A 20,785-nucleotide genomic window follows, 5' to 3' on the forward strand; every position below is an offset into this window, starting at 1 on the left:
TGCTGGATAGAGTTTAGTCTTCTTAACTACTTACTAAATCTAATAGATTGCCCTGATACTTTAGAGTTATTAATCAAAGAAATAAAATTCAACGATTGAATTTGCAGTAATTCCCTCAAATTGGGAAGGGATTATAAAATATCCCTGGGCTTCCTTTATTGCAAAGGAAAATGAAGAGTCAGCAAGTATTGGCTCTATAAAATTTTTATTATCTTTACTGACTAATTTTCCTAAGATAAACTCATCTCTTCCTTTTCTTGAGTTAACATCTTCTGAAAGTATGCCGTAGATTTTTCTTTTTTCGTAGTTAAAACCAAGTTTTTTGTAGATAAGTTCCTTTACCACTAAAGAGTAAATAAGAAATGTTGCAAGAGGATTGCCTGATAATCCAATAACTAATTTATTTGAAATGCTTGCAAAAATGGTAGGTTTACCAGGCGAAACGTTGATCCCGTGGATTAACACTCCTGGGTTACCTAACTCATTAATTGTTTTAACTGTAAAATCTAACTCACCTTTACTTGTTCCACCAGTCATTAAAACGATATCATTTTGGTCCAAAGCAGTTTTTAAAACTTTTTTAATCTTTGCTTCAGAATCTTCAATTATTCCGTAATTAGTCGGATTAAAACCATCTTTTATAAGAAGTGAATGAAGGGTTATGTTATTAAAATCGTATATCTTGCCAATTGGTAATGGATATACTTCAGTTAGTTCACTTCCAGTTGAAAAAAAACCAACTTTTACTTTTTTGTAAACAGGGATCATTCTATTGCCAGTTGTATTAAGAATGCCAGAAACTTTGGGTGTAATTCTTTCACCCTTTTTTAAAATTAAAGTATTGGATTTTATTTCCTCACCTTCGTTAAAAATATTTTCTCCTTCGGTTACTGTTTTATAAACAAAGAGCGTATCATTTACTAATTCAGTATTCTCAATCATAACAACTGCATCCGCATTTAAAGGAACAGCGCCACCAGTTGGAACATACACAGCAGAATTCGGATAAGTCAAATCAATTGGGTTTGAACCTATTTCAATTTTGCCCAAAAGTTTAAGCATCACAGGGTTTTCAGCACTTGCTCCTTTTACCTCGTTATGTCTCACGGCATACCCGTCAACAAGTGATTTTTTAAATGGAGGAAGGGGAATTTTAGCATAAATATCCTCTGAAGTGAAATACCCTAAAGATTCAAAAACTGGAAGTGTAGTTTTTTCAATAGGGATTTCAAAATAGTTTAATATGTTTTCTTCAATGTAAGTTAAAGATATAACTCTTAAAAACTTCTCGCCCATTGGAGTAGTTGTCCTATAACATCTTCAACACGTTCATTTATACAAAGAGTTGCATAATTGAATATAGGGGCAGAACTGTCAGAATTAATCGCAATAATATTTTTGGCGTTAATACCTTCTAAGTGTTGAATTGCACCAGATATACCAAAAGCAATATAAACATTTGTTTTTATCTTTATACCTGTATCCCCTATAAACTTGTCTCTACCTATATAACCTAAATCGGCAACCGGTCTTGTGCCACTAAGTGGAGCTCCTAAAAATGTTGCAAACTCTTTAACAAAAGGTAATACTTCTTTACGAACCCCTAAACCAATACCTACTACAATTTTTGCATCTATATGATCAGAAAAATTTTTTCTACTTCTATTCACTAATGTAGTAACCATTGAAGGATTTTGATTATCTAATTCTTCAAAATTAACAACTTCTTTTGCGCTATAATCAAATTTGTTTTTTGAACTACTGCGGAAGTCAAAAACAAATACAGATGGCTTTGTCTTTGTAAGAATTTTAAGCCCCATGTCCCCCCAACTATAGACAATCCCTTTAATGTTTTGGCCGATTTCAAAACCCTTAGTATGTGAAACTATTGAAAGAGCAAAATGATTTGCAAAGAATGTAGCAACTTCTCTTGGAAGCACTTCATTAGTAAAAATTAGAGCATCGAATGATAAAATATTTGGAATCTTACTAAGAAATAGAAATCCTTCAAATGCGGTATAAATATCTTTTTGAGGGACATAATGCGCATTTGAGTCTTTTTTAAAGGATGCAACTAAAACTCCATTAAAATAGTTCTTTATTAAACTTAAATCGACCTCCTTCTCATCAATTACAACAAGTGCTTTCAAATTAGTTCCTCCTTGGTTAAGAAATTGATTATTGTAAGATGGCCGTTCTCTTTTATAAGGTTTTTTGCACCACTTTTTACTTCATAACTAAATACTTCCTCAACTAAAGTTTTAGAACCATTTAAACCCAAGAGTTGCTCATCTATTCCTAAGTCCCCGTTTGAATAAATTTCAACATCTTTTTTCCCATTAAAGATATAATAGAGATTTGACAAGGCAATTTTATCGTATTTGGGTGAGAATGATAGAAATAATCTACCCATCCCAATAAATTCATCTATAAAACCGTTATTTTCTCTAAATATTGAGATGGAACCATCTTCAATGTAATTAAAATCAAATACATGCGAAAAGTATGGAATATTAAGAAACTTTGCAATACTTCCGCCTAAAAGGGCAGTATTGCCATCAACAGAATAATCGGATGCAAAAACAAGGTCAAAATCATTAACAAATTTTTGAATACCTTTCGAAAGAACAACTGAAGTGGCATAAACATCGGAATTTGCAAAGAGTTTATCTGAAAGAAGTATTGCTCTATCTACCCCAAAATCAAAAACCTTCTTATATGTTTGTGCAACGCTTTCCGGTCCCATAGAAATTGTGGTTACGGTAGCGTTATTTTTTTCTTTTAAGAATATTGCAGCTCCAATCGACAAAAGATCATTAGGATTTATTATTGTTTCCTTAGACCTTATAATACGTTTCTGTGCTATGTCAAATTCAATACGTTTCGGAACTATCTTAACAAGGACTGCAATTTTCATTTAGAATTTCTCCTTCTTTTAATTTATAACCATTAATAAAATCTTTTGAAGGGACTCTTTTTTTACCTTCAAGTTGTACTTCCAAAACCTTTACAGCACCAACCCCACAGCTAACGACAAAAAAATCTTTTTCTATTTTAACGATTTTCCCTGGGGTTTCAAAATGTTCGAAATTTAAAATTGGCTCTGTTTTGAAAATTTTTAATATTTTATTTCTAAATTTTGCATAGGCTCCGATTCTTGTAAACGCCCTTACCTTGTTATGAACAGACAGAGCAACTAAATTAAAATCAATTATCTCCTCTTCTTTTTTAATTTTGTTTGCTTTGGTTGCTTGACCTGATTGAGGGATGGGGATACACCTACTTTCCGAACAACATTTAAGAGCGTCTTTTAAAAGTGTAATCCCAATATCGTAGACCTTTCTTAAAAACGAAAAATAATCATCGAATAGAGTTACTTTAAATTTTTCCTTAAAGATTATGCTACCTGCATCTAATTGGTTGCTTATCTTAATGATTGTTACAGCAGATTCCTCAACTCCATCTAAAAGTTGCCTCTCGATAGGACTTGCTCCTCTATAGAGAGGAAGATCTGACGGATGGATATTTAAAGGACAATGAACGTTGTTTATAATTTCATCTGGGATAATTTTTCCAAAAGCAAAGACAACAATTGCATCAAGATTGTAAGAGAGGATTTTTTGGTTAATTTCATTAGAGAATTTTTCGACTTCAATTACATCAATTTGTTTACTGTTAGCGAATGTTTTTAAGGGATTATCAGTTTTTTTACTTCCACGACCTTTTACCCTCGGTGGAAGGGTTACAATTAAAACTACTTCATTTAATATTGCTTCTAAAAACGGTATTGAAATTTCACTTCCACTAAAAAAAGCATATCTCATAAATTCTGGTATTTTCTTAAAAGTTCTTCTGGCAATTCATACCCTTCTTCGACTTCAAGTACTTCGATGTCGTCAATATAATCAGTAAAAATAACACCTTTTAAATGGTCTATTTCATGCTGAAAAACCCGAGCTTTTAAACCTGTTATTTCTTCTTCACGTTTTTTCCCATTGAGGTCAAAATACCTAACAAAAATCTTAGATGGCCTTTCAACAACACCATACACATGCGGAACAGACAAACATCCTTCTTCTTCTTTTTCTTTTTCGCCTTTTTTCTCTAATATTTCAGGATTAATAACTACACCACTATCATCATCAATCTCGTAAATAAAAAATGATTGTAGAATCCCAACCTGAGTTGCAGCAAGACCAATGCCCTTAGGTGTATTATTTCTCATTGTTTTAAACATATCATCTACAATACTCAGTAATTTTTTATCAACGTTTGTTACTTTGTTTGCTTTTTTCCTTAATACAGGATGTCCGTAAATATAAATTTTCATATTTTAACCGCTCCTTCTCTAATTATAGCAGGTTTATGAGATGTTGCATCAACTATTGTGGAAGAAATATCTAGCATCTCAATTTCGTGTTCAAATTCAACGAAAAAAACTTTTTTATCAAAACTTTTCAAAACATCTTCTTTCGTTTTTAGTGGAAGTTCGTTAGAGAAATTTGCACTCGTATTCAATAAAGGAATTTCTATATACGCAAGAAATTCAATTAAATCTGGATAATTAGGAATCCTTACTCCAATGGTTTCACCTAACTCAAGCGGCGTTGTGTATAATTTCTTTTGTGAATTAAATATAAGTGTAAGTGAACCAGGGAAAAACTTTTTCATTAGCTTTAAGGCATATTGAGGGATTAAGCAAGCATACTCGTAGATCTGTTCAAAAGAATACGCAAGTAAGTAAATTGGTTTATCGTAAAGACGTTTTTTTAGATCAAATAAACTTTTAACAGCCTTTTTACTAAGTCCATTTACTCCAACTCCCATGACTGTATCAGTTTTAAATGCTATTATTCCATCTTTAAGCAGAAATTCTTTTGCCTTTTTAAAATCTTCCTTCATATTTTACTCCAAAAACAAACCTCTCAAATCCACCTAAATCTTTAAAAACTTCGATATTGGTAAAAAACTTCTCCATTTCCTTAAGCACTGCATCTAATATTTCAGGGTCAATTTCAAAAATTACAAAACCGCCTTTTTTAAGCATTACATATGATTTTTCAATGAGTTTAGGGTAGAATTTAAATCCGTTTTCACCGCCATCTAGTGCTATGTGTGGTTCATACGGCAGGTTTTTAAGATTTCCAGTTTTAACATAAGGTGGATTTGAAAGAATGAAATCAAAATGATCATTGAATTTTAATTCTTTAAAGTCAGCCTTGAAAATATTAAGTCTGTTAATAACGCCATGCTTTATTGCGTTCATCCTTGTTATTTCGATTGCTTTATCCAAAACATCGACAGCTACGGAAGAAATAGACTCTTTAAAATAGAGAATAGAAATTGCAATAACTCCTGAACCACTCCCTATATCAAGAAAAACACTATTATCTTTTGCTTGCTCTAAGGCAATTTCAACAAGGGTTTCTGTTTCTTGTCTTGGGATAAGCACTCCTTCGTCTATGTAAAAATTAAGACCCATAAACTCTCTGTTCTTTAAGATATAGGGAAGGGGGTATCTTTGTTTCCTTTTTTGGATAATTTCGCTTAAAAAACTTATTTGGGTTTTATCCAGAACCTCTTCCTCTTTTCTATACACATCTTCCTTTGAAGTATTTAAAACATAACTCATAATTAAAAGTGATTCAAGAGCATACGAATCAGAAACTTCTTTAAGACTATTTGAACAATAAAGAAGTGCCTCCGAAACTTTCATTACTCTTTACCAAAATACTCCTCTAACAATTGGTTCTTTTCGTTCTCCATAAGAGCGTTGATTAGCTCATTTAGATTCCCTTCCATAATCTCCTCAAGATTGTAAAGTGACAAGTTTATTCTGTGGTCAGTAACTCTTCCTTGCGGAAAGTTATAGGTTCTAATCCTCTCGTTTCTATTTCCACGGCCAATTTGGGCTCTTCTTGCACTTGTGATTTCTTCTTCCTTCTTTTGCTCGTATAGATCAAGTAACCTTGCTCTTAATATCCTCATTGCCTTGAGTTTATTCTGCAGTTGAGACCTTTCATCTTGACAAGTTACAATAATCCCTGTGGGTTTATGCAAAATTCTAATTGCTGTTGCTACCTTCTGCACATTCTGGCCACCGTGACCGCTTGCATGGTAAATATCAATTCTTAAATCATCTGGATTGATCTCAACTTCAACTTCGTCTCCTTCAGGTAGAACGGAAACTGTAGCAGTAGAAGTATGTATTCTTCCTGATGCTTCTGTTTCGGGAACTCGCTGCACCCTGTGCACACCACTCTCGTATTTTAGGTATTTGTAGACTTCTTTTCCTGAAATTGAAAATATCACCTCTTTAAGTCCACCAAGATCTGTCTCATGAGAATCTAATATTTCGGTTTTAAAACCCATTATATCAGCATAACCAAGATACATCTTGAAAAGGTCTTTAGCAAAGAGCGCAGCTTCTTCGCCTCCAACACCGGCTCGTATTTCCATAATTATATTTTTACCTTCATAAGGGTCTTTTGGAATTAAGAGTAGTTTAATTTTGTTTAAAATTTCTTTCTTTTCATATTGCAACTTTTCAATTTCCTCTTCGGTAAGTTCTCTAAGGCTTTCATCTTCAGCATTTAAAAGTTCTTGTAAGTCTTCAAGTTCTTTTTCAACTTTTTTATACTCAAGATATGTATTAACGATTGGTTCAAGTTCTTTATATTCAATTGAATATTTTTTAAAAAGATCTTGGTTTGCTATTACCGAAGAGTCGGAGAGTAGTTTTGAAAGTTCATCGTATCTTTCAATTGTCTTTTCTAACTTATCTATCATTCTTACCACCCTTTACATAGTGATGGAGTTTGCATCTTGCTTCATAAGTTTCACTAGCACCAATCATAACTACAGGGTCATTATATGAAGCAGGTTCACCATTAATTAGCCTTTGCGTCATTGTTGCATCTTCTCCACACACAGTGCAAATGGCATGAAGTTTAATCACTTCATCTGCAATTGCCATCATAAACGGCATTTGACCAAAAGGCTCTCCTCTAAAATCCATATCAAGCCCTGCAACTACAACCCTTATACCTTCCTTTGCAAGTTTTCTTAACACATCTATAATCTCATTATCAAAAAACTGTGCTTCATCAATGCCAACAACATCGGTATCTTTATCAATTTGATCTAATATTTCTTTAGATCTTGAAATAGGAATTGCTTCGATTTTGTCTCCAGCATGTGAAACAACTTCTACAATAGAATACCTTGTATCAATAGAGGGTTTAAACACTTTTACTTTTTGCTTTGCAATTTTTGCTCTTTTAAGCCTTCTAATAAGTTCCTCGCTTTTGCCCGAAAACATGCACCCGGTGATTACTTCTATTTTGCCAATTTTATTTTTCATCGACCACTATACTCCTTAAAAGTTCTTCATTTGATTTTGTTTGTTTTAACATTTCAAAGAGTCTTTCCAATGCTTCAGCTGGCTCAAGAGAACTAATAAATCTTCTGAGGGTAAGAATTTTTTGATATTCATCACCTTTATACAACAACTCTTCTCTACGTGTTCCTGATTTTTTAATATCGATTGCAGGGAAAATTCTTTCTTCTGCAAGTTCTCTATCAAGGACAATTTCCATATTTCCTGTGCCTTTGAACTCTTCATATATAACTTGGTCAAGTTTTGATCCTGTATCAATCAAAGCAGTTGCAAGAATTGTAAGGCTTCCTCCGTTCAATATGTTTCTTGCTGCTCCAAGGAATTTCTTTGGTCCTCTTATCGCCTGTGGGTCTAATCCTCCTGAAAGAGTCTTACCACTTGAAGTGCTCAACAGGTTGTATGCTCTCGTTAATCTTGTAATACCATCAAGTAGAATCATTACATCCTTACCAACTTCAACGAGTCTTTTAGCCTTCTCAAGAGCCAATTCAACAACTCTAATATGGTTTTCTGGTGGTTGATCAAAAGTAGAGCTTACAACTTCGGCTACGACGCTATTTTTCATATCTGTTACTTCCTCTGGTCGCTCATCTATGAGAAGAATCATCAAATAAATTTCAGGATGGTTTTTCACAACACTTTTTGCGATTTCCTTCATTAGTGTAGTCTTGCCAGCTTTTGGTGCTGAAACAATTAAACCTCTCTGTCCTTTTCCCAAAGGAGCAATCAAATCAACTACACGTAAGGCAAGGTTTCCGTTAGGTGTCTCAAGGACAATTCTCTCTGTTGGATAGTAAGGGGTTAAATTTTCAAAAAGAGGCCTTTTGAAAAACCCACTAACTTTTATGCCGTTAATCGTATCAATATTAACAAGTGCCGGATATCTTTCTCCTTCTTTTTGTGGTTTTTGAACTGGTCCAGAGACAACATCTCCAGTCCTTAAACCAAATTTTCTTATTAGAGGCGGTGCAACGTAAATATCAGTAAATGCTGGAAAATAGTTAGCTCTTAAGAAACCGTAGCCATCAGGATGTGCTTCAAAAAGTCCTTTAAAGTAGAGTTGATTACCAGTTTCTTTCTTTGGTTGTTCTGAAGTGCTTGTATCATAAATCGATTTTTCCAATGTCTCTTTTTCTACAACACGGTCTTCTTTCTCTTTTACTGTAGATTCGTTGTAATCGCTTCCCTTTTTAGAAATTAATTCAAAAATTGCTTGCACAAGTTCGTCTTTTTTATAGTGAGAGTAATTTTTAAGTTTCACAATCTGGGCAACTTTATATAGTTCCCTTGCAGTCATTGCTTTTAAGTCTTCAACAGTCAACCTATAAATTTCTTCCATTTTTTTATTCCTCCGAAAGTTTTAATTTAGCATCGAATTTATTCTTTAAATCGTTTATTAAGTTATCAAACTCTTTTTTGGTTGATTCTAATTTTGAGAAAGTAGATTTTACAAAATCTCTATCTTTGATTAATTTCAGGTTAATTAGAACAACAGAACGTGCTCCACTCATTGCGGTATCGAAAAGACTTATGGCTGTAAAAAAATCGGATGCAATCGAATCTATGCAAACATTACTTGTTTCGGCAATTAAGTTAGAGGATTCATACAATTTTTCTATAAGACTAAAAGGAACAGTTGTAGCCTCTTTTAAGGCTTCTTCAATTGCGTTTCTCCTTAGTTGTTTTTCTTCATCTGTTTGTTTTGGTAACTTATACGCAGCCATAACTCTATCAAAAGATTCTGCATCTAAGGTTGCATTTTCAAGAGAAAAGTTAATGTATTCATCAACAATATTTATAAGTTTATTTATTTTCCCATCGGAATTTTTCTTGTAGCTTACCGAAAGGACCATTTTCAAAAGTGCAAATCCCATAGCAGAAGTAATAGAAGATGCAGCTCCACCACCTGGAGTTGGATCCGAAGAAGATAATTTAGCTAAAAAATCTTTAAGGGTCAAATTCGAATACATAATTCACCTCTCTTATATTAAACGATAAAACAAGAATTTAAAACGAGTTTGAACATTACCAAATATATAATATACATTTTTATCTTTATGTCAAGTAATCAAAATCTTTTTTATAAATTTGTTTTAAAAACTTACCAAAGTTGCAAAACGAACTTTTCATAAAGAATCTAAAATGTGTATAATGCTTTTAGAGAAATGGAAGAATTATTTGAGAAGGTTAAAAAAACTATTCTAAACTTTAAACTTATTGAAAAAAGAGATAGAGTTCTTATTGCAGTCTCAGGTGGAATCGATTCTATGGTTCTTACTACAATACTTTACTCGCTAAAAGACGATTTTGATATCCAAATTGGCATAGGGACATTCAACCACCACATTAGAGATGAAAGTAATTTAGAAGTAGAAATGGTTTGTTCGTATGCAAAAACCCTTAAAATACCTTGCTATAAAGGTGAAGGAAACGTAATGCAATACAGGGAAGCCTATAAAAAAACACTTGAAGAGGCTGCAAGAGATTTGAGATTTCAGTTTCTAAAAGAAATAAAAGAAAAATACAATTACAATAAAATTGCGCTTGCGCATAATTTAAATGATTTTGTAGAAACATTCCTTATGCACTTATTTAAGGGGAGCGGCACAAAGGGACTCACAAGTCTTCTAAGAAACGAGAATGGAATAATACACCCTCTTGTTGAAGTTAAAAGAAGTGAAATTGAAGCATTTGCAAAGAAATATAATTTACCTTATTGTGTTGATTTAACAAATTTTGATCTTTCATATGAAAGGAATAGCATTAGATTCACACTTAGTCCATTAATTTCTTCGCTTTATCCAAATTTTGAAAACCATATACTAAATACTGCTGAGATTCTTCTTGAAGAAAATGATTTTCTTGAAAATATTGCTCAAATAGATCTGAATGCAATAAAAGTTAATAAAGATGAGTATTCTTTAAATTTGTTTAATCTCCTTCCCCTTGCTAATAAAAGAAGGATACTATTTAAATTGTTAGATCCATTCGGGAGTTTTGAAAAAATAGAAAGCCTTATTGATTTTCTTTCAAATGAAAAGTTGCGTAAGATAAATATTGCAAATAACCTTTTCCTCATAAAAAACGGTAAAACATTCTTCTTAACACAAAAAACTCCTTTTACAATAGATAAAATTTACACTCTTGAAATTCCCTCTACAATTTTTATTGAGGAGACAAATCTTAAAATAGAGGCACTCTTTGTAGAAAAAACTGAAATAGACTACTCAAAAAAAGATGTAGTATACTTTGACTTCGATCTTTTAAATTTTCCGCTTTTTCTTAGATTTAGACAAGAAGGAGACTTTGTTGAAATGGATTTTGGAACAAAGAAACTCCAAGATATTTTTGTTGATAAAAAAATAAAATCAAATTTAAGACACAAAACCCCACTTTTAATTGATAGTAAAGGAAGTATTCTTTGGGTTGTGGGGATAGTAAGAAGTAAACACGCAAAGGTAAGTGAAAGCACAAGAAAAGTCCTTGCTCTTAAAGCTATAGCATCAAGTTAAAATTTCTGCTATAATGTTTCTATGCACGAGGATATTGAAGAAATTTTAATAACCCAAGAACAAATCAAAAAAAGAGTAGAAGTGCTTGGAAAACAGATTTCAGAAGAATACAAGGATAAATTTCCTCTCCTTGTATGTATACTGAGAGGGGCCTTTGTTTTCTTAGCAGATTTAGTTAGAGAAATTAACATTCCCTTATCCGTTGACTTTATGGCTATCTCAAGCTATGGAGGAAAGACAGAATCAAGTGGACAGGTTAAAATTCTTAAAGATTTAGATACTCCAATTGAAGGTCGCCATGTGCTTATTATAGAAGATATTGTTGATACAGGTCTTACCATGGACTCTGTGATTCGGCTACTAAAAACAAGAAAACCAAAGAGTATTAAAATTTGCACACTGCTTGACAAAATAGAAAGAAGAATTATCAATGTAAAAGTAGATTATTATGGCTTTAGAATTCCAAATAGCTTCGTAGTTGGTTATGGCCTTGATTACGAAGAAAAATATAGAAATTTACCATACATAGGTATCTTAAAAGAAAAAGTTTACAAGGGAGGTTTAAACGATTAATGACACCGAATAAAAATTCTAAAAACTTTATAGTAAGAGAACTGATAGGTTGGATTATTTTAATAGGAGTTCTTTTTTTAAGTTCTAAGTTCCTTTTTAGCAACAGTGCAAATCAGGTTCAGACAATTCCATATTCGCAGTTTATTAATTATGTAGAGGAAAAACAAATAAATAATGTTGTTATCAAAGTCCAAGATAATTATGTAACTTTAGTGACTGGAGTCTTATCAGATGGACAAATGGTGCAGGCACAACCACTACCATTCCCTACAACACTTGAAGTTGAGCTTCGAAAAAATGGAATTAATTTTAAAGTAGAACAGAGTAGTTCCACTTTTTGGAATTTGGTTTTAAACATTGTCCCATGGATCATTATGATTTTTATCTGGTGGTTTTTGATGCAAAGGATGTTGGGTGGTGCATCAGGATCAAATCAAGCATTCAGTTTTGGCAAAAGTAAAGCAAAGTTATTCCTTGAGAATAGACCTCAAATTACATTTAAAGATGTAGCAGGTGCAGATGAGGTTAAAGAAGAGGTTAAAGAAATTATTGAATTTTTAAAAAACCCACTCAAGTTTTCGAAATTTGGAGCAAAAATTCCCAAAGGGGTTTTGCTTGTTGGTCCTCCAGGTTGTGGAAAAACACTTATTGCTAAGGCGATTGCTGGTGAAGCAGGAGTTCCATTCTTTTCTGTTTCAGGTTCTGAATTTGTTGAAATGTTTGTTGGTGTTGGAGCTTCCAGAGTAAGAGATCTATTTGATCAAGCAAGAAAATTTGCTCCATGTATAGTTTTTATTGATGAAATTGATGCGGTTGGAAGATACAGAGGTGCGGGTATCGGTGGCGGACATGATGAAAGAGAGCAAACATTAAACCAACTTCTTGTTGAGATGGATGGTTTTGATCCTCATACAGGAATTATAATTGTAGCAGCTACGAACAGACCTGATATTCTTGACCCTGCACTCTTAAGGCCAGGAAGATTCGATAGAAGAATCGTTGTTGGTTTACCTGATACAAAGGAAAGAGAAGAAATCCTTAAACTACATGCAAAAGGAAAACCTCTTTCAAATGATGTTAATTTAACTGCAATTGCTCAGCAATCAGCAGGTTTTACCGGTGCAGATCTTGAAAACCTTTTGAATGAAGCTGCACTTTTAGCCGTAAGAAAAGGTTCTGAAAAAATTACACAAAAGGAAATCGAAGAGGCAATTGATAAAATTATCGCTGGTCCAGAAAAGAAATCCTTGGTATTATCAGATGAAGAAAAAGAAATTGTTTGCTATCATGAAACTGGGCACGCGATTGTCACTACTGCACTACCCTCAGGAGACGTAGTTCACAGGATTTCTGTAGTTTCAAGAGGGCTTGCTTTAGGGTACAATGTTCAATTACCAGAAAAAGATAAATATTTACAGAAAAAGAGTGAACTAATAAATAAAATAGCTGCACTATTAGGTGGTAGAGCAGCGGAGGAAATTTTCATTGGAGAAGTTTCAACTGGGGCTGCAAACGACCTTGAGAGAGCAACAGATATTGCAAGAAAAATGGTTAGAGCATTTGGAATGTCAGAGAAGCTTGGTCCTATAACCTTTGGAAAGCAGCAGGAATTGATTTTCCTTGGGAAAGAACTTGGGGAAGAAAGAAACTACAGTGAAAAAACGGCAGACCTAATAGATGCTGAAGTAAAACATTTTGTTGAATACGCATATGATAAAGCAAAAAAGTTTATTGAAATCAATAGAAATCTTGTTGAAGAAATAGTTTCTGCTTTAAAGATAAAAGAAACTCTCCAAGGGGATGAACTCAAAAACTACCTCTCAAGAGTTAAAAGAGAAGAACAGATTAATACTGAGAGCATTTAAAAAACTCTCTAAAAGCTTCGGTAAACAAAATTGGTGGCCAGCTGATACTCCTTTTGAGGTAATTGTTGGGGCAATACTTACTCAGCAAACTTCTTGGAAAAACGTTGAAAAGGCAATTGAAAAACTGAAAAAAGAGAATTTACTTGAGGCAAATAAACTTTTTAAAGTTGATGCAGAAAATTTAAAGACCTTTATAAAAGAAGTCGGTTTTTATAATGTAAAAGCACTAAGATTAAAGGCTTTTCTTAACTACTTCAATGAATTTTACGACTTGGATTTAGAAAAAATGAAAAAAAGAGATCTTATAGATTTAAGAAACGAACTTCTAAAAGTTAATGGTATCGGAAGAGAAACTGCAGATTCTATTCTTCTCTATGCACTCGATAAACCTATATTCGTTGTAGATGCCTATACAAAAAGATTTTCGTATAGATTTGGTATAATTGAAAATACTAATTTAGCATACGATAAAATAAGGGAAATATTTGAAAACGCTTTAAAAGAAAATTCTTTGGAAAGCACTTTGGAAAATAACAAAGAGATGCATGCTTTAATTGTAGAGCTATCAAAGAGGTATTGTAAAAAAGTATCAAATTGTAGTGCTTGTGTTTTGAATAAAGAATGTCCAAAGAAAGGAAGTGTATATGAGTTTAGTTAAAGTAGTAGAAGTAAATAGTTATAAAAAAGAGATTATTGAGAACGGTTTATTAGAATTGTTGAACTTTACCGACTTAAAAACGTTAAAAATTAATACAGTCAGTGTAGTCTTTGATTTCCCTCCACCGGATGCATCAGTCTTATTAGCTCTAAATAACATTCTTAAAGATAACGGAGTAAATAAAGTCATTTTTGGAGCATCAAATTTTAATAGCGATGCTTTTCAAGAAATTTATAAGAAACTTTTGGATCATGGAATAGAACTCCATAATTTTAGAGATGAGCCTTATATTGAGTTTGAAATTGGAAATATAACTAAACAGAACGATCACATAAGAGGATACCCTCTACTTTACCCTGAAAAGGCAAAGGAAGAAAAAGTTTTAAGCAGAGTTAATCTAGGTAAACCTCGAACTTTTAAAAAAGTTCTTTTGCCTTACAATATTGCAGAGTCAGATTACGTAATCCCAGTTATTAAATTAAAGGATTCTCCTATTTCAAAAATCGGTGGTTTTGTTAACGCCCTTCTCTACTTTATACCAACAAACCTTAGAAGCAATGTTTTTATTAAGGCTCTTTCTGGACAGTTTGAAGATTCACTATTAGATATTTTTAGCGCATTTAAAAGTAAGGTGTTATTTGGTATTGTAGATGGTATTCAAGGCGAACTTACAGGAAGTGAGCTTGACAAATTTAATGTATTAATGGCCTCTTCTGATTTACTTTCTTTAGATGCAGTTATTTCTGTTATTATTGGATTCCGTTCTTCAGAAATTACTACAAATAAACTTGGTTCATTATACGATCTCGGGGACGGGCTTCTAAAAGATATTGTTATTGATGGAGTTGATTTTGAAAAGATAAGAAAAGAACTTGTAAACAGATTAAAATTTTCAAATGCATTTAAGAAAAACAGAGTCCCCAAAATTGTTAAAAACGATGATACAATCTCATCAATTGAGACTCTTTGTCCAACAGGAGCAATTTATAAAGACAAATCAGGGTATTCAATAGACAAATTTAAGTGTATAAAATGCAATTTCTGTGTTGAAATAGCTCAAAAGTATTTCAATTTTTAAATTAATGATAGAAGACCAAAAAGAAAATACCTGCTAAGATTAATTCAACTATCGTTATTGGAGCAACCTTAGTAATGTAGTCCTTCCATGTAACTTCAATGCCAGCACTTTTAAGGATAGAAAGTCCAACAACGTTTGCGGAAGCACCAATCGGGGTCATACTACCTCCCACATCGGTTCCAAACGCTGTGATTAATGCCATACTCACAACACTCAAAGATACTTTACTCGCAAGTGATTTAATTAAAGGAACCATTGAAGCAGCAAAAGGCACGTTGTCTATAAAAGCGGATAAAAATGAGGAGGAAAAAAGCAAAACAACCTTTGTTAAAATAATACTTCCTTTGGTAAATTTAATAACTGCGCCTGCAAGTATGTGAATTACACCCGTCACTTCAAGGGACCCTACAATAACAAATAAAGTGATAAAGAAAATAAGAACTTCCCAATCTATGTTTTCCCAAATATCTTCCACTCTATGCCCATTTAAAAAAAGTAATAGAGCTGCACCTATAATACCTACATTTCCAACTGGAATGCCAAATTTGTTATGTGTAAAAAGAAGAACCACTACAAGAGCAAAAACAATTATTCCAGTTAAGAACATGTAATAATCTTTTATCTGTTTAGATGGTTCTAAGTTATTGATATACTCGGCATCAAGAACTTTTGCTTTTTTTAATCTGCTCATGTTTACAAAAGTAAATAGAAAACCATTGAGAATAAGTAATAGAAATACAAGTGGAGTTAGATTTGCTAAAAATTGTGCAAGAGAAATACCAAGACCTGTCCCAATAATTATATTTGGCGGATCGCCCATCAAGGTTGAGGAACCACCAAGATTTGATGCCGTTATTTGTGAAAGCACAAAAGGGACTGGATCCGTATCAAGTTTTTCAGAAATACTGATTGACAAAGTCGCCATAAAAAGCATAACTGAAATGCTATCCATAAAAGCAGCTAAAATGCCTGTAAAAAATGAAAGAGAAAAGAATATTAAAAATGGATTCCCTCTTGTCATCTTAACTATGTAAGTGCTTACGAAGTCAAAAAACCCACCCTTAACAAGAACATGCACAATTATAAACATGCCGAGAATTAAACCCATTGCATCCCAGTTAACCAACGACACAACTTGAGTTTCTTTAACAATTCCTAAGATAAAAAGTAGAACTGCCCCACTTAAAGTAATTATCGTGCGTGGCAATAGTTCTCCAATTATAACAGCATAAACCAAAACAAAAATAATACTTGCAATTATTGCATAGTTTGACATATTTGCCTCCATATACTAGTCGCAAATAAGTAATAATGGCTTTGGTAAAAAGGCGATAAGAATTTTAAGTGTCGGGTCTAATGAAAATGTTTTGAATATTGTTCTCATCTTATAAGTTGGTCTTGGGCTGCCTCTTGAACCAATGATTATATCGTTAAACTCTGATCTTTTCAGTATAGAATTTATTTCACTTTCTTCTGAAAATTCTATTTTAGGTGTAATATTATATGTCTTTAAGATGTCTTTTGCCTTTTCAGCAATGCGATCTTTTGGCTCGCGAAGAATAAGAACCTCAACCTCAGATTTCCAATAAGAAGCAAGTTTACCTGTTTCTTCTGTTGCAATTTCAGAATATTTACTTCCAGAAGTTGGATGTAAAATTTTTTCAGGCTTTTTTAATTCAAGATTTTCGCTTAAAAGCAGAACAGGTATGCGAGAGTTAACAAGAAGATTGTAAGTAGTTGACCCAATTTTAATTTTATTAACACTTTTCCCAGCATGGGTCTCAAGAACAATTAAATCTACTGATTTTCTCTTAGCATAACTTAACAGAACAGATACAGGATCACCTACAAGAATCTCAGACTGAAATTTAGCATTTTTACTTTCAAGGAAAAGTTCAATTTTATTTAGAGATTCTTCACTTAAATTTTTCATTTCATTTAAAACGGTTTTCGAATAATAATTTGCAAAATAACCAAGATTTATAACACTAAGAAGGTAAAGCGTTGCATCTTCAAAAAGAGTATGCACATACTCTACAACTTTCTCCATAATTTTTGAGTTATCTATTAAAATGAGGATTTTTTCTTCCATTCTTTTTCCTCCTTTAAAAATTTTTCTTACATACCTATTATATCAAAAAATACAGAAAGAATTAGGGATTTAAAAATTATATGGTATAATACTTTAAAAGAACAATAAATAAAAGGAGAAGTTGATGAAAAGCGGTATTGTCACAATTTTAGGAAGGCCTAATGTAGGTAAATCTACACTTGTAAATTACATAGTCCAAAAGAAGATATCTATTACTACTCCAAAACCGCAAACGACACGTTTTAGGATACTAGGAGTAAGAAACTTAAACGAAGCTCAAATAGTTTTTGTAGATACTCCAGGGTTTCATATTGCAAGAAATGCACTAAATAAATACATGATAACTCTTGCCCTTAAGAGTATTGAGGGTGCAGATTTAATTTACCTTATGGTAGAAGTAAATGATTACATAGGAGATGAGTACAGCACACTATTTAAATATTTAGAAAAGGCTTCTATTGAAACTTTTTTGGTAATAAATAAAATTGATCTATATACTACTGAAGAAATTACAAAAACAGAAGATGAATTTACAAAAGCCTTTCCATTTAAAGAAGTGTTTAAAATTTCTGCTTTAACAGGAAAAAATGTTGATGATCTTGTTAAAAAAACTGTTGAACATCTAAAAGAAGGAATGCCACTTTTCCCTGAAGGCGAGGTAACGAATATCCCTTTCAGTTTGCAGGTAGCTGAACTAATAAGAGAAAAACTCTATCTATTCTTAAAACAAGAGCTCCCTTACGAAACTTCTGTAGTAGTTGAAGAAGTCCTAGAAAGAAAAGATAGCCTAATCTATATTAAGGCAATTATATATGTTGCTAAAAATTCGCAAAAAGCCATTGTAATTGGTGCAAATGGTTCAATGATTAAAAAAATTGGGACTGCTACAAGACTTGAATTACAGGAAATACTAAAAAAGGAAGTTTTTCTTGATATTCAAGTAAAAGTTGAGGAAGATTGGCCAAAATTAGAGAATAAATTAAAAAGGCTTGGTTACATCGTAGAATAATTTAAAATAAAGGAGGTTCGCAAAAAATGGCAATCGAAGAGAATCTTAAATCAATGGGACTTGAATTACCAAAGTCCCAAAAAGCTTTAGGGAGTTATGTTCCATGTGTTATCACTTCTCAAAATTTACTCTTCTTCTCTGGGATCATTCCAGTTGAAAACGGTGTTGTAATGCAAGGCAAATTTGGTAGAGAATTAAATTTAAATGATGCAAAAAATGCCTCTAAATTAATAGTTCTTTCCTTGCTTGCAAATGTAAAAGAAGCAATCAGTGAGTTTTCAAAAATTAAAAGGTTTGTAAAAATCGAAGGTTACGTTAACTCAACCGAAGATTTTATAGATCAACCAAAAGTAATGAACGAAGTATCAAATTTAATTGTTGCAATATTCGGAGAAAAAGGAAAACATTCTCGTATTGCAGTTTCAACTAATTCTCTTCCTATGGGAGCTTGTTTAGAAGTTTCAGGAGTGATAGAATTAGAATGATGGTATAACAAGCACAGGAATTTTAGAAAGCCTTATAATATTTTGAACTGTGCTTCCAATAAGGCTTGGCGTATAGCCTGCTCCTGTTGAAGAAACTACTATTAAATTAGCTTTTTCTTCTTCTGCTACAGCCGTAATAACCTTAGAGGGAATGCCGAATTCTACTCTGATATAAACCTTTAAGCCACTTTTCTCAAGTATTTCTTTTATGCCATTAAGCCTATCGTAACTACCCTTTTTATACTCTTCCAACTCAATTTTTGATAAAGGTCTCGTAGTAAGTTCCTCATACTCAAGAACATTTACAAGAACGACTTCCTTTGCACCAAATTCCATAAGTTTCTCTACATACGAAACTGCCATCTCACTAAATTTTGAGAAATCAAACGGAAAAATAATTTTCTCAAACATAACCCACCTCACTTTGTAAATATTATACCTATTAGTCCTATTATCACACAATAAACAGCAAAGGTGTAAAAACTTGTCTTTTTAATAATAGGAAAGAAAATCTTTAAAGCAATAAGCCCAGAAATAAAAGAAACAACGATACCAACAAGCAATTCAGTTGGCGTAAATATTGAAAAATCCGCTTTTACTAATTCAAGTAAAGCAGCTCCTGCAATTACAGGGATAGAAAGTAAAAAAGAAAACCTTGAAGATTCCTCTTTATTTACTGAAGAAACAATACCACCAGTAATTGTTGTCCCAGACCTTGAAACACCTGGAAGAAGTGCAATAACCTGAAAAATGCCTACAATAATAGCATCCTTTAATGTCATATTTTGTATGCTTTTATTTGCCTTTTTAGCTAAATAACTTGCTAAAAACAGAAATGCTGCTGTTATAAAAAAAAGGTAAGAAACAGTTCTTGGGGAATAAAATAAAAGGTCGACTTTGTCTGCAAAAAGAAAACCTACAATTCCTGCAGGAATTGTTGCAACAACAATTAAGATAAAAAGATTAAGATAATACTTACCTTCTTCGGATTTATCTTTTTTGTAAAATGAAAATATTCCTTTTAAAATGCCTTTTAAATCGTTCCAAAAATAAATTAATACCGCTAAAAGTGTTCCTACATGAAGACCCATTGTAAACGCTAAATTTGGTATAGGAATTCTTAAAAGTGCCGGCAAAAGCACCAGATGGCCAGAAGAACTAATGGGTAAGAATTCGGTTGCTCCTTGCACAACTCCTAAAAAAACTACTTCCAAAAAGTTCATTCATACCTCCCTTAACTAAAATAATTATACAGGGACTTTCAAAAAACTAAAATTTTTATACAATTTAAAAGGAGGTGAAGGATGAAAAAAATTGCAGTTTTAATTGAAGACAATTTTAACGAATTCGAACTTATTTACCCTTATTTTAGGCTTAAAGAAGAAAACTTTGAATCAGTCCTTGTTGGTCCCCAAGATAAAGTTTATCATTCTAAAGTTGGATTAGAAATGAAAGCAGAAAAATCAATAGATTCAATCAATTTTGAAGAATTTGATGGGGTAATCATTCCAGGTGGATATGCACCAGATCTTCTCAGAAGAAATGAAAAAATTCTTAAATTTGTTAAGGTAATGTTTGATTCTAACAAGTTAGTTGCAGCAATTTGTCATGCAGGGTGGGTGCTAATCTCAGCAAAAGTAATTAATGGGGTAAGAATGACTTGTTTTTATTCAATTAAAGATGATGTTATCAATGCAGGGGCTAAATATGTTGATGAAAGCGTTGTAGTTGATAACAATCTCATAACTTCAAGAATGCCTTCCGATTTACCAAATTTTATGAAAGAAGTTATCAAATTTCTTAAAGGTTAAAAATGGAAAAGTATGTAAGGACTATTAACAACACAAAAATTTCCGTTGTAGAAGGTGATATTACCGAGGAAGATACTGAAGCAATAGTTAATGCAGCAAACTCGTATTTGTCTCATGGAGGTGGCGTAGCGCTTGCAATTGTTAAAAAAGGAGGAAATGAAATTCAGTTAGAGAGCAATGAAATTGTTAAAAGAAATGGACCTCTTAAGGTAGGAGAAGCAGTTCTTACAAAAGGCTATAAGTTAAAAGCAAGATACGTAATCCATGTTGTTGGACCACAATGGGGAGAAGGAGATGAAGAAA

General features: G+C 32.6%; 24 protein-coding genes. 9 read left to right on the top strand and 15 right to left on the bottom strand.

Going from position 1 to position 20,785, the window contains the following annotated elements; genetic code table 11:
- Window positions 1–69: 69 nt before the first annotated feature.
- From K6343_01920 to K6343_01970, 11 genes are read right to left on the bottom strand one after another with little or no spacing between them, the layout of a single operon-like run.
- Window positions 70–1,296, bottom strand: a complete 1,227-nt coding sequence (locus K6343_01920) for a molybdopterin molybdotransferase MoeA (GenBank protein ID MEF3244730.1) — start codon at window positions 1,294–1,296, stop codon at window positions 70–72.
- Window positions 1,278–2,150, bottom strand: a complete 873-nt coding sequence (locus tag K6343_01925; protein ID MEF3244731.1) for an FAD-binding protein — start codon at window positions 2,148–2,150, stop codon at window positions 1,278–1,280. Before K6343_01925 ends, K6343_01920 begins: the two co-directional genes overlap by 19 nt.
- On the bottom strand, window positions 2,147–2,917 hold the full coding sequence (locus K6343_01930) for a hypothetical protein (protein ID MEF3244732.1): 771 nt from the start codon (window positions 2,915–2,917) through the stop codon (window positions 2,147–2,149). The genes K6343_01925 and K6343_01930 overlap by 4 nt, the downstream gene beginning before the upstream one ends.
- Window positions 2,895–3,824 carry a methionyl-tRNA formyltransferase gene (gene fmt / locus K6343_01935; GenBank protein MEF3244733.1) on the bottom strand — a complete coding sequence of 310 codons (930 nt, stop codon included), beginning with the start codon at window positions 3,822–3,824 and terminating at the stop codon, window positions 2,895–2,897. Before fmt ends, K6343_01930 begins: the two co-directional genes overlap by 23 nt.
- Window positions 3,821–4,330: a peptide deformylase gene (gene def, locus K6343_01940; GenBank protein MEF3244734.1), complete on the bottom strand. Its 510-nt coding sequence runs from the start codon at window positions 4,328–4,330 to the stop codon at window positions 3,821–3,823. The genes fmt and def overlap by 4 nt, the downstream gene beginning before the upstream one ends.
- Entirely contained in the window at window positions 4,327–4,902 is a 576-nt protein-coding gene (locus K6343_01945) for a threonylcarbamoyl-AMP synthase (protein MEF3244735.1), read from the bottom strand. The genes def and K6343_01945 overlap by 4 nt, the downstream gene beginning before the upstream one ends.
- Entirely contained in the window at window positions 4,886–5,716 is an 831-nt protein-coding gene (prmC, locus tag K6343_01950; protein ID MEF3244736.1) for a peptide chain release factor N(5)-glutamine methyltransferase, read from the bottom strand. Before prmC ends, K6343_01945 begins: the two co-directional genes overlap by 17 nt.
- Entirely contained in the window at window positions 5,716–6,789 is a 1,074-nt protein-coding gene (prfA, locus tag K6343_01955; GenBank protein ID MEF3244737.1) for a peptide chain release factor 1, read from the bottom strand. Before prfA ends, prmC begins: the two co-directional genes overlap by 1 nt.
- Complete coding sequence (locus tag K6343_01960; GenBank protein MEF3244738.1) at window positions 6,779–7,363, bottom strand: thymidine kinase; 585 nt, start codon at window positions 7,361–7,363, stop codon at window positions 6,779–6,781. Before K6343_01960 ends, prfA begins: the two co-directional genes overlap by 11 nt.
- Window positions 7,353–8,738, bottom strand: coding sequence for a transcription termination factor Rho (gene rho, locus K6343_01965; GenBank protein ID MEF3244739.1), 1,386 nt, complete (start codon window positions 8,736–8,738; stop codon window positions 7,353–7,355). The genes K6343_01960 and rho overlap by 11 nt, the downstream gene beginning before the upstream one ends.
- Before the next feature lie 4 nt (window positions 8,739–8,742).
- Complete coding sequence (locus K6343_01970; protein ID MEF3244740.1) at window positions 8,743–9,369, bottom strand: cyclodeaminase/cyclohydrolase family protein; 627 nt, start codon at window positions 9,367–9,369, stop codon at window positions 8,743–8,745.
- Window positions 9,370–9,564: 195 nt separating this feature from the next.
- Between K6343_01970 and tilS the strand changes: the two genes are divergently transcribed.
- From tilS to K6343_01995, 5 genes are read left to right on the top strand one after another with little or no spacing between them, the layout of a single operon-like run.
- A complete protein-coding gene (tilS, locus tag K6343_01975) occupies window positions 9,565–10,911 on the top strand; it encodes a tRNA lysidine(34) synthetase TilS (protein ID MEF3244741.1) in 1,347 nt (448 codons plus the stop codon).
- 21 nt (window positions 10,912–10,932) lie between these two features.
- Complete coding sequence (hpt, locus tag K6343_01980; protein MEF3244742.1) at window positions 10,933–11,484, top strand: hypoxanthine phosphoribosyltransferase; 552 nt, start codon at window positions 10,933–10,935, stop codon at window positions 11,482–11,484.
- Window positions 11,484–13,349: an ATP-dependent zinc metalloprotease FtsH gene (gene ftsH, locus K6343_01985; protein MEF3244743.1), complete on the top strand. Its 1,866-nt coding sequence runs from the start codon at window positions 11,484–11,486 to the stop codon at window positions 13,347–13,349. The genes hpt and ftsH overlap by 1 nt, the downstream gene beginning before the upstream one ends.
- Window positions 13,285–14,007: an endonuclease gene (locus K6343_01990; protein MEF3244744.1), complete on the top strand. Its 723-nt coding sequence runs from the start codon at window positions 13,285–13,287 to the stop codon at window positions 14,005–14,007. The genes ftsH and K6343_01990 overlap by 65 nt, the downstream gene beginning before the upstream one ends.
- Window positions 13,994–15,085: a DUF362 domain-containing protein gene (locus K6343_01995; GenBank protein MEF3244745.1), complete on the top strand. Its 1,092-nt coding sequence runs from the start codon at window positions 13,994–13,996 to the stop codon at window positions 15,083–15,085. The genes K6343_01990 and K6343_01995 overlap by 14 nt, the downstream gene beginning before the upstream one ends.
- A gap of 1 nt (window position 15,086) precedes the next feature.
- Here the strand turns inward: K6343_01995 and K6343_02000 are convergent, their stop codons facing one another.
- Together K6343_02000 and K6343_02005 are read right to left on the bottom strand one after the other, a co-directional pair.
- Window positions 15,087–16,361, bottom strand: a complete 1,275-nt coding sequence (locus K6343_02000) for an anion permease (protein ID MEF3244746.1) — start codon at window positions 16,359–16,361, stop codon at window positions 15,087–15,089.
- A 15-nt stretch (window positions 16,362–16,376) separates the two neighbouring features.
- Window positions 16,377–17,177 (bottom strand): universal stress protein, encoded by an 801-nt coding sequence (locus K6343_02005; protein MEF3244747.1) that lies wholly within the window; start codon window positions 17,175–17,177, stop codon window positions 16,377–16,379.
- A gap of 124 nt (window positions 17,178–17,301) precedes the next feature.
- Here K6343_02005 and era point away from each other — a divergent pair, with 124 nt between their 5' ends.
- Window positions 17,302–18,186, top strand: coding sequence for a GTPase Era (gene era / locus K6343_02010; GenBank protein ID MEF3244748.1), 885 nt, complete (start codon window positions 17,302–17,304; stop codon window positions 18,184–18,186).
- Window positions 18,187–18,212: 26 nt separating this feature from the next.
- Window positions 18,213–18,671: a RidA family protein gene (locus tag K6343_02015; GenBank protein MEF3244749.1), complete on the top strand. Its 459-nt coding sequence runs from the start codon at window positions 18,213–18,215 to the stop codon at window positions 18,669–18,671.
- Here the strand turns inward: K6343_02015 and K6343_02020 are convergent.
- Both K6343_02020 and uppP read right to left on the bottom strand, forming a co-directional pair.
- On the bottom strand, window positions 18,663–19,082 hold the full coding sequence (locus K6343_02020) for a universal stress protein (protein MEF3244750.1): 420 nt from the start codon (window positions 19,080–19,082) through the stop codon (window positions 18,663–18,665). The genes K6343_02015 and K6343_02020 overlap by 9 nt on opposite strands.
- Window positions 19,083–19,090: 8 nt before the next feature.
- On the bottom strand, window positions 19,091–19,894 hold the full coding sequence (uppP, locus tag K6343_02025) for an undecaprenyl-diphosphatase UppP (GenBank protein ID MEF3244751.1): 804 nt from the start codon (window positions 19,892–19,894) through the stop codon (window positions 19,091–19,093).
- Window positions 19,895–19,975: 81 nt separating this feature from the next.
- Between uppP and K6343_02030 the strand changes: the two genes are divergently transcribed.
- On the top strand, window positions 19,976–20,482 hold the full coding sequence (locus K6343_02030) for a type 1 glutamine amidotransferase (protein ID MEF3244752.1): 507 nt from the start codon (window positions 19,976–19,978) through the stop codon (window positions 20,480–20,482).
- Window positions 20,483–20,484: 2 nt separating this feature from the next.
- A partial coding sequence (locus K6343_02035) for a macro domain-containing protein (protein ID MEF3244753.1) occupies window positions 20,485–20,785 on the top strand: 301 nt, incomplete at its 3' end.

Source organism: Caldisericaceae bacterium, from assembly GCA_036574215.1.
Classification (GTDB): Bacteria; Caldisericota; Caldisericia; order Caldisericales; family Caldisericaceae; genus Caldisericum.

Excerpts from the sequence above, each read along its gene's own strand:
- K6343_01920 (MEF3244730.1), bottom strand. The coding sequence starts at position 1,296 with ATGGGCGAGAAGTTTTTAAGAGTTATATCTTTAACTTACATTGAAGAA.
- K6343_01930 (MEF3244732.1), bottom strand. The coding sequence starts at position 2,917 with ATGAAAATTGCAGTCCTTGTTAAGATAGTTCCGAAACGTATTGAATTT.
- fmt (MEF3244733.1), bottom strand. The coding sequence starts at position 3,824 with ATGAGATATGCTTTTTTTAGTGGAAGTGAAATTTCAATACCGTTTTTA.
- def (MEF3244734.1), bottom strand. The coding sequence starts at position 4,330 with ATGAAAATTTATATTTACGGACATCCTGTATTAAGGAAAAAAGCAAAC.
- K6343_01945 (MEF3244735.1), bottom strand. The coding sequence starts at position 4,902 with ATGAAGGAAGATTTTAAAAAGGCAAAAGAATTTCTGCTTAAAGATGGA.
- prmC (MEF3244736.1), bottom strand. The coding sequence starts at position 5,716 with ATGAAAGTTTCGGAGGCACTTCTTTATTGTTCAAATAGTCTTAAAGAA.
- prfA (MEF3244737.1), bottom strand. The coding sequence starts at position 6,789 with ATGATAGATAAGTTAGAAAAGACAATTGAAAGATACGATGAACTTTCA.
- K6343_01960 (MEF3244738.1), bottom strand. The coding sequence starts at position 7,363 with ATGAAAAATAAAATTGGCAAAATAGAAGTAATCACCGGGTGCATGTTT.
- rho (MEF3244739.1), bottom strand. The coding sequence starts at position 8,738 with ATGGAAGAAATTTATAGGTTGACTGTTGAAGACTTAAAAGCAATGACT.
- K6343_01970 (MEF3244740.1), bottom strand. The coding sequence starts at position 9,369 with ATGTATTCGAATTTGACCCTTAAAGATTTTTTAGCTAAATTATCTTCT.
- tilS (MEF3244741.1), top strand. The coding sequence starts at position 9,565 with ATGGAAGAATTATTTGAGAAGGTTAAAAAAACTATTCTAAACTTTAAA.
- hpt (MEF3244742.1), top strand. The coding sequence starts at position 10,933 with ATGCACGAGGATATTGAAGAAATTTTAATAACCCAAGAACAAATCAAA.
- ftsH (MEF3244743.1), top strand. The coding sequence starts at position 11,484 with ATGACACCGAATAAAAATTCTAAAAACTTTATAGTAAGAGAACTGATA.
- K6343_01990 (MEF3244744.1), top strand. The coding sequence starts at position 13,285 with ATGAACTCAAAAACTACCTCTCAAGAGTTAAAAGAGAAGAACAGATTA.
- K6343_01995 (MEF3244745.1), top strand. The coding sequence starts at position 13,994 with ATGAGTTTAGTTAAAGTAGTAGAAGTAAATAGTTATAAAAAAGAGATT.
- K6343_02000 (MEF3244746.1), bottom strand. The coding sequence starts at position 16,361 with ATGTCAAACTATGCAATAATTGCAAGTATTATTTTTGTTTTGGTTTAT.
- K6343_02005 (MEF3244747.1), bottom strand. The coding sequence starts at position 17,177 with ATGGAAGAAAAAATCCTCATTTTAATAGATAACTCAAAAATTATGGAG.
- era (MEF3244748.1), top strand. The coding sequence starts at position 17,302 with ATGAAAAGCGGTATTGTCACAATTTTAGGAAGGCCTAATGTAGGTAAA.
- K6343_02015 (MEF3244749.1), top strand. The coding sequence starts at position 18,213 with ATGGCAATCGAAGAGAATCTTAAATCAATGGGACTTGAATTACCAAAG.
- K6343_02020 (MEF3244750.1), bottom strand. The coding sequence starts at position 19,082 with ATGTTTGAGAAAATTATTTTTCCGTTTGATTTCTCAAAATTTAGTGAG.
- uppP (MEF3244751.1), bottom strand. The coding sequence starts at position 19,894 with ATGAACTTTTTGGAAGTAGTTTTTTTAGGAGTTGTGCAAGGAGCAACC.
- K6343_02030 (MEF3244752.1), top strand. The coding sequence starts at position 19,976 with ATGAAAAAAATTGCAGTTTTAATTGAAGACAATTTTAACGAATTCGAA.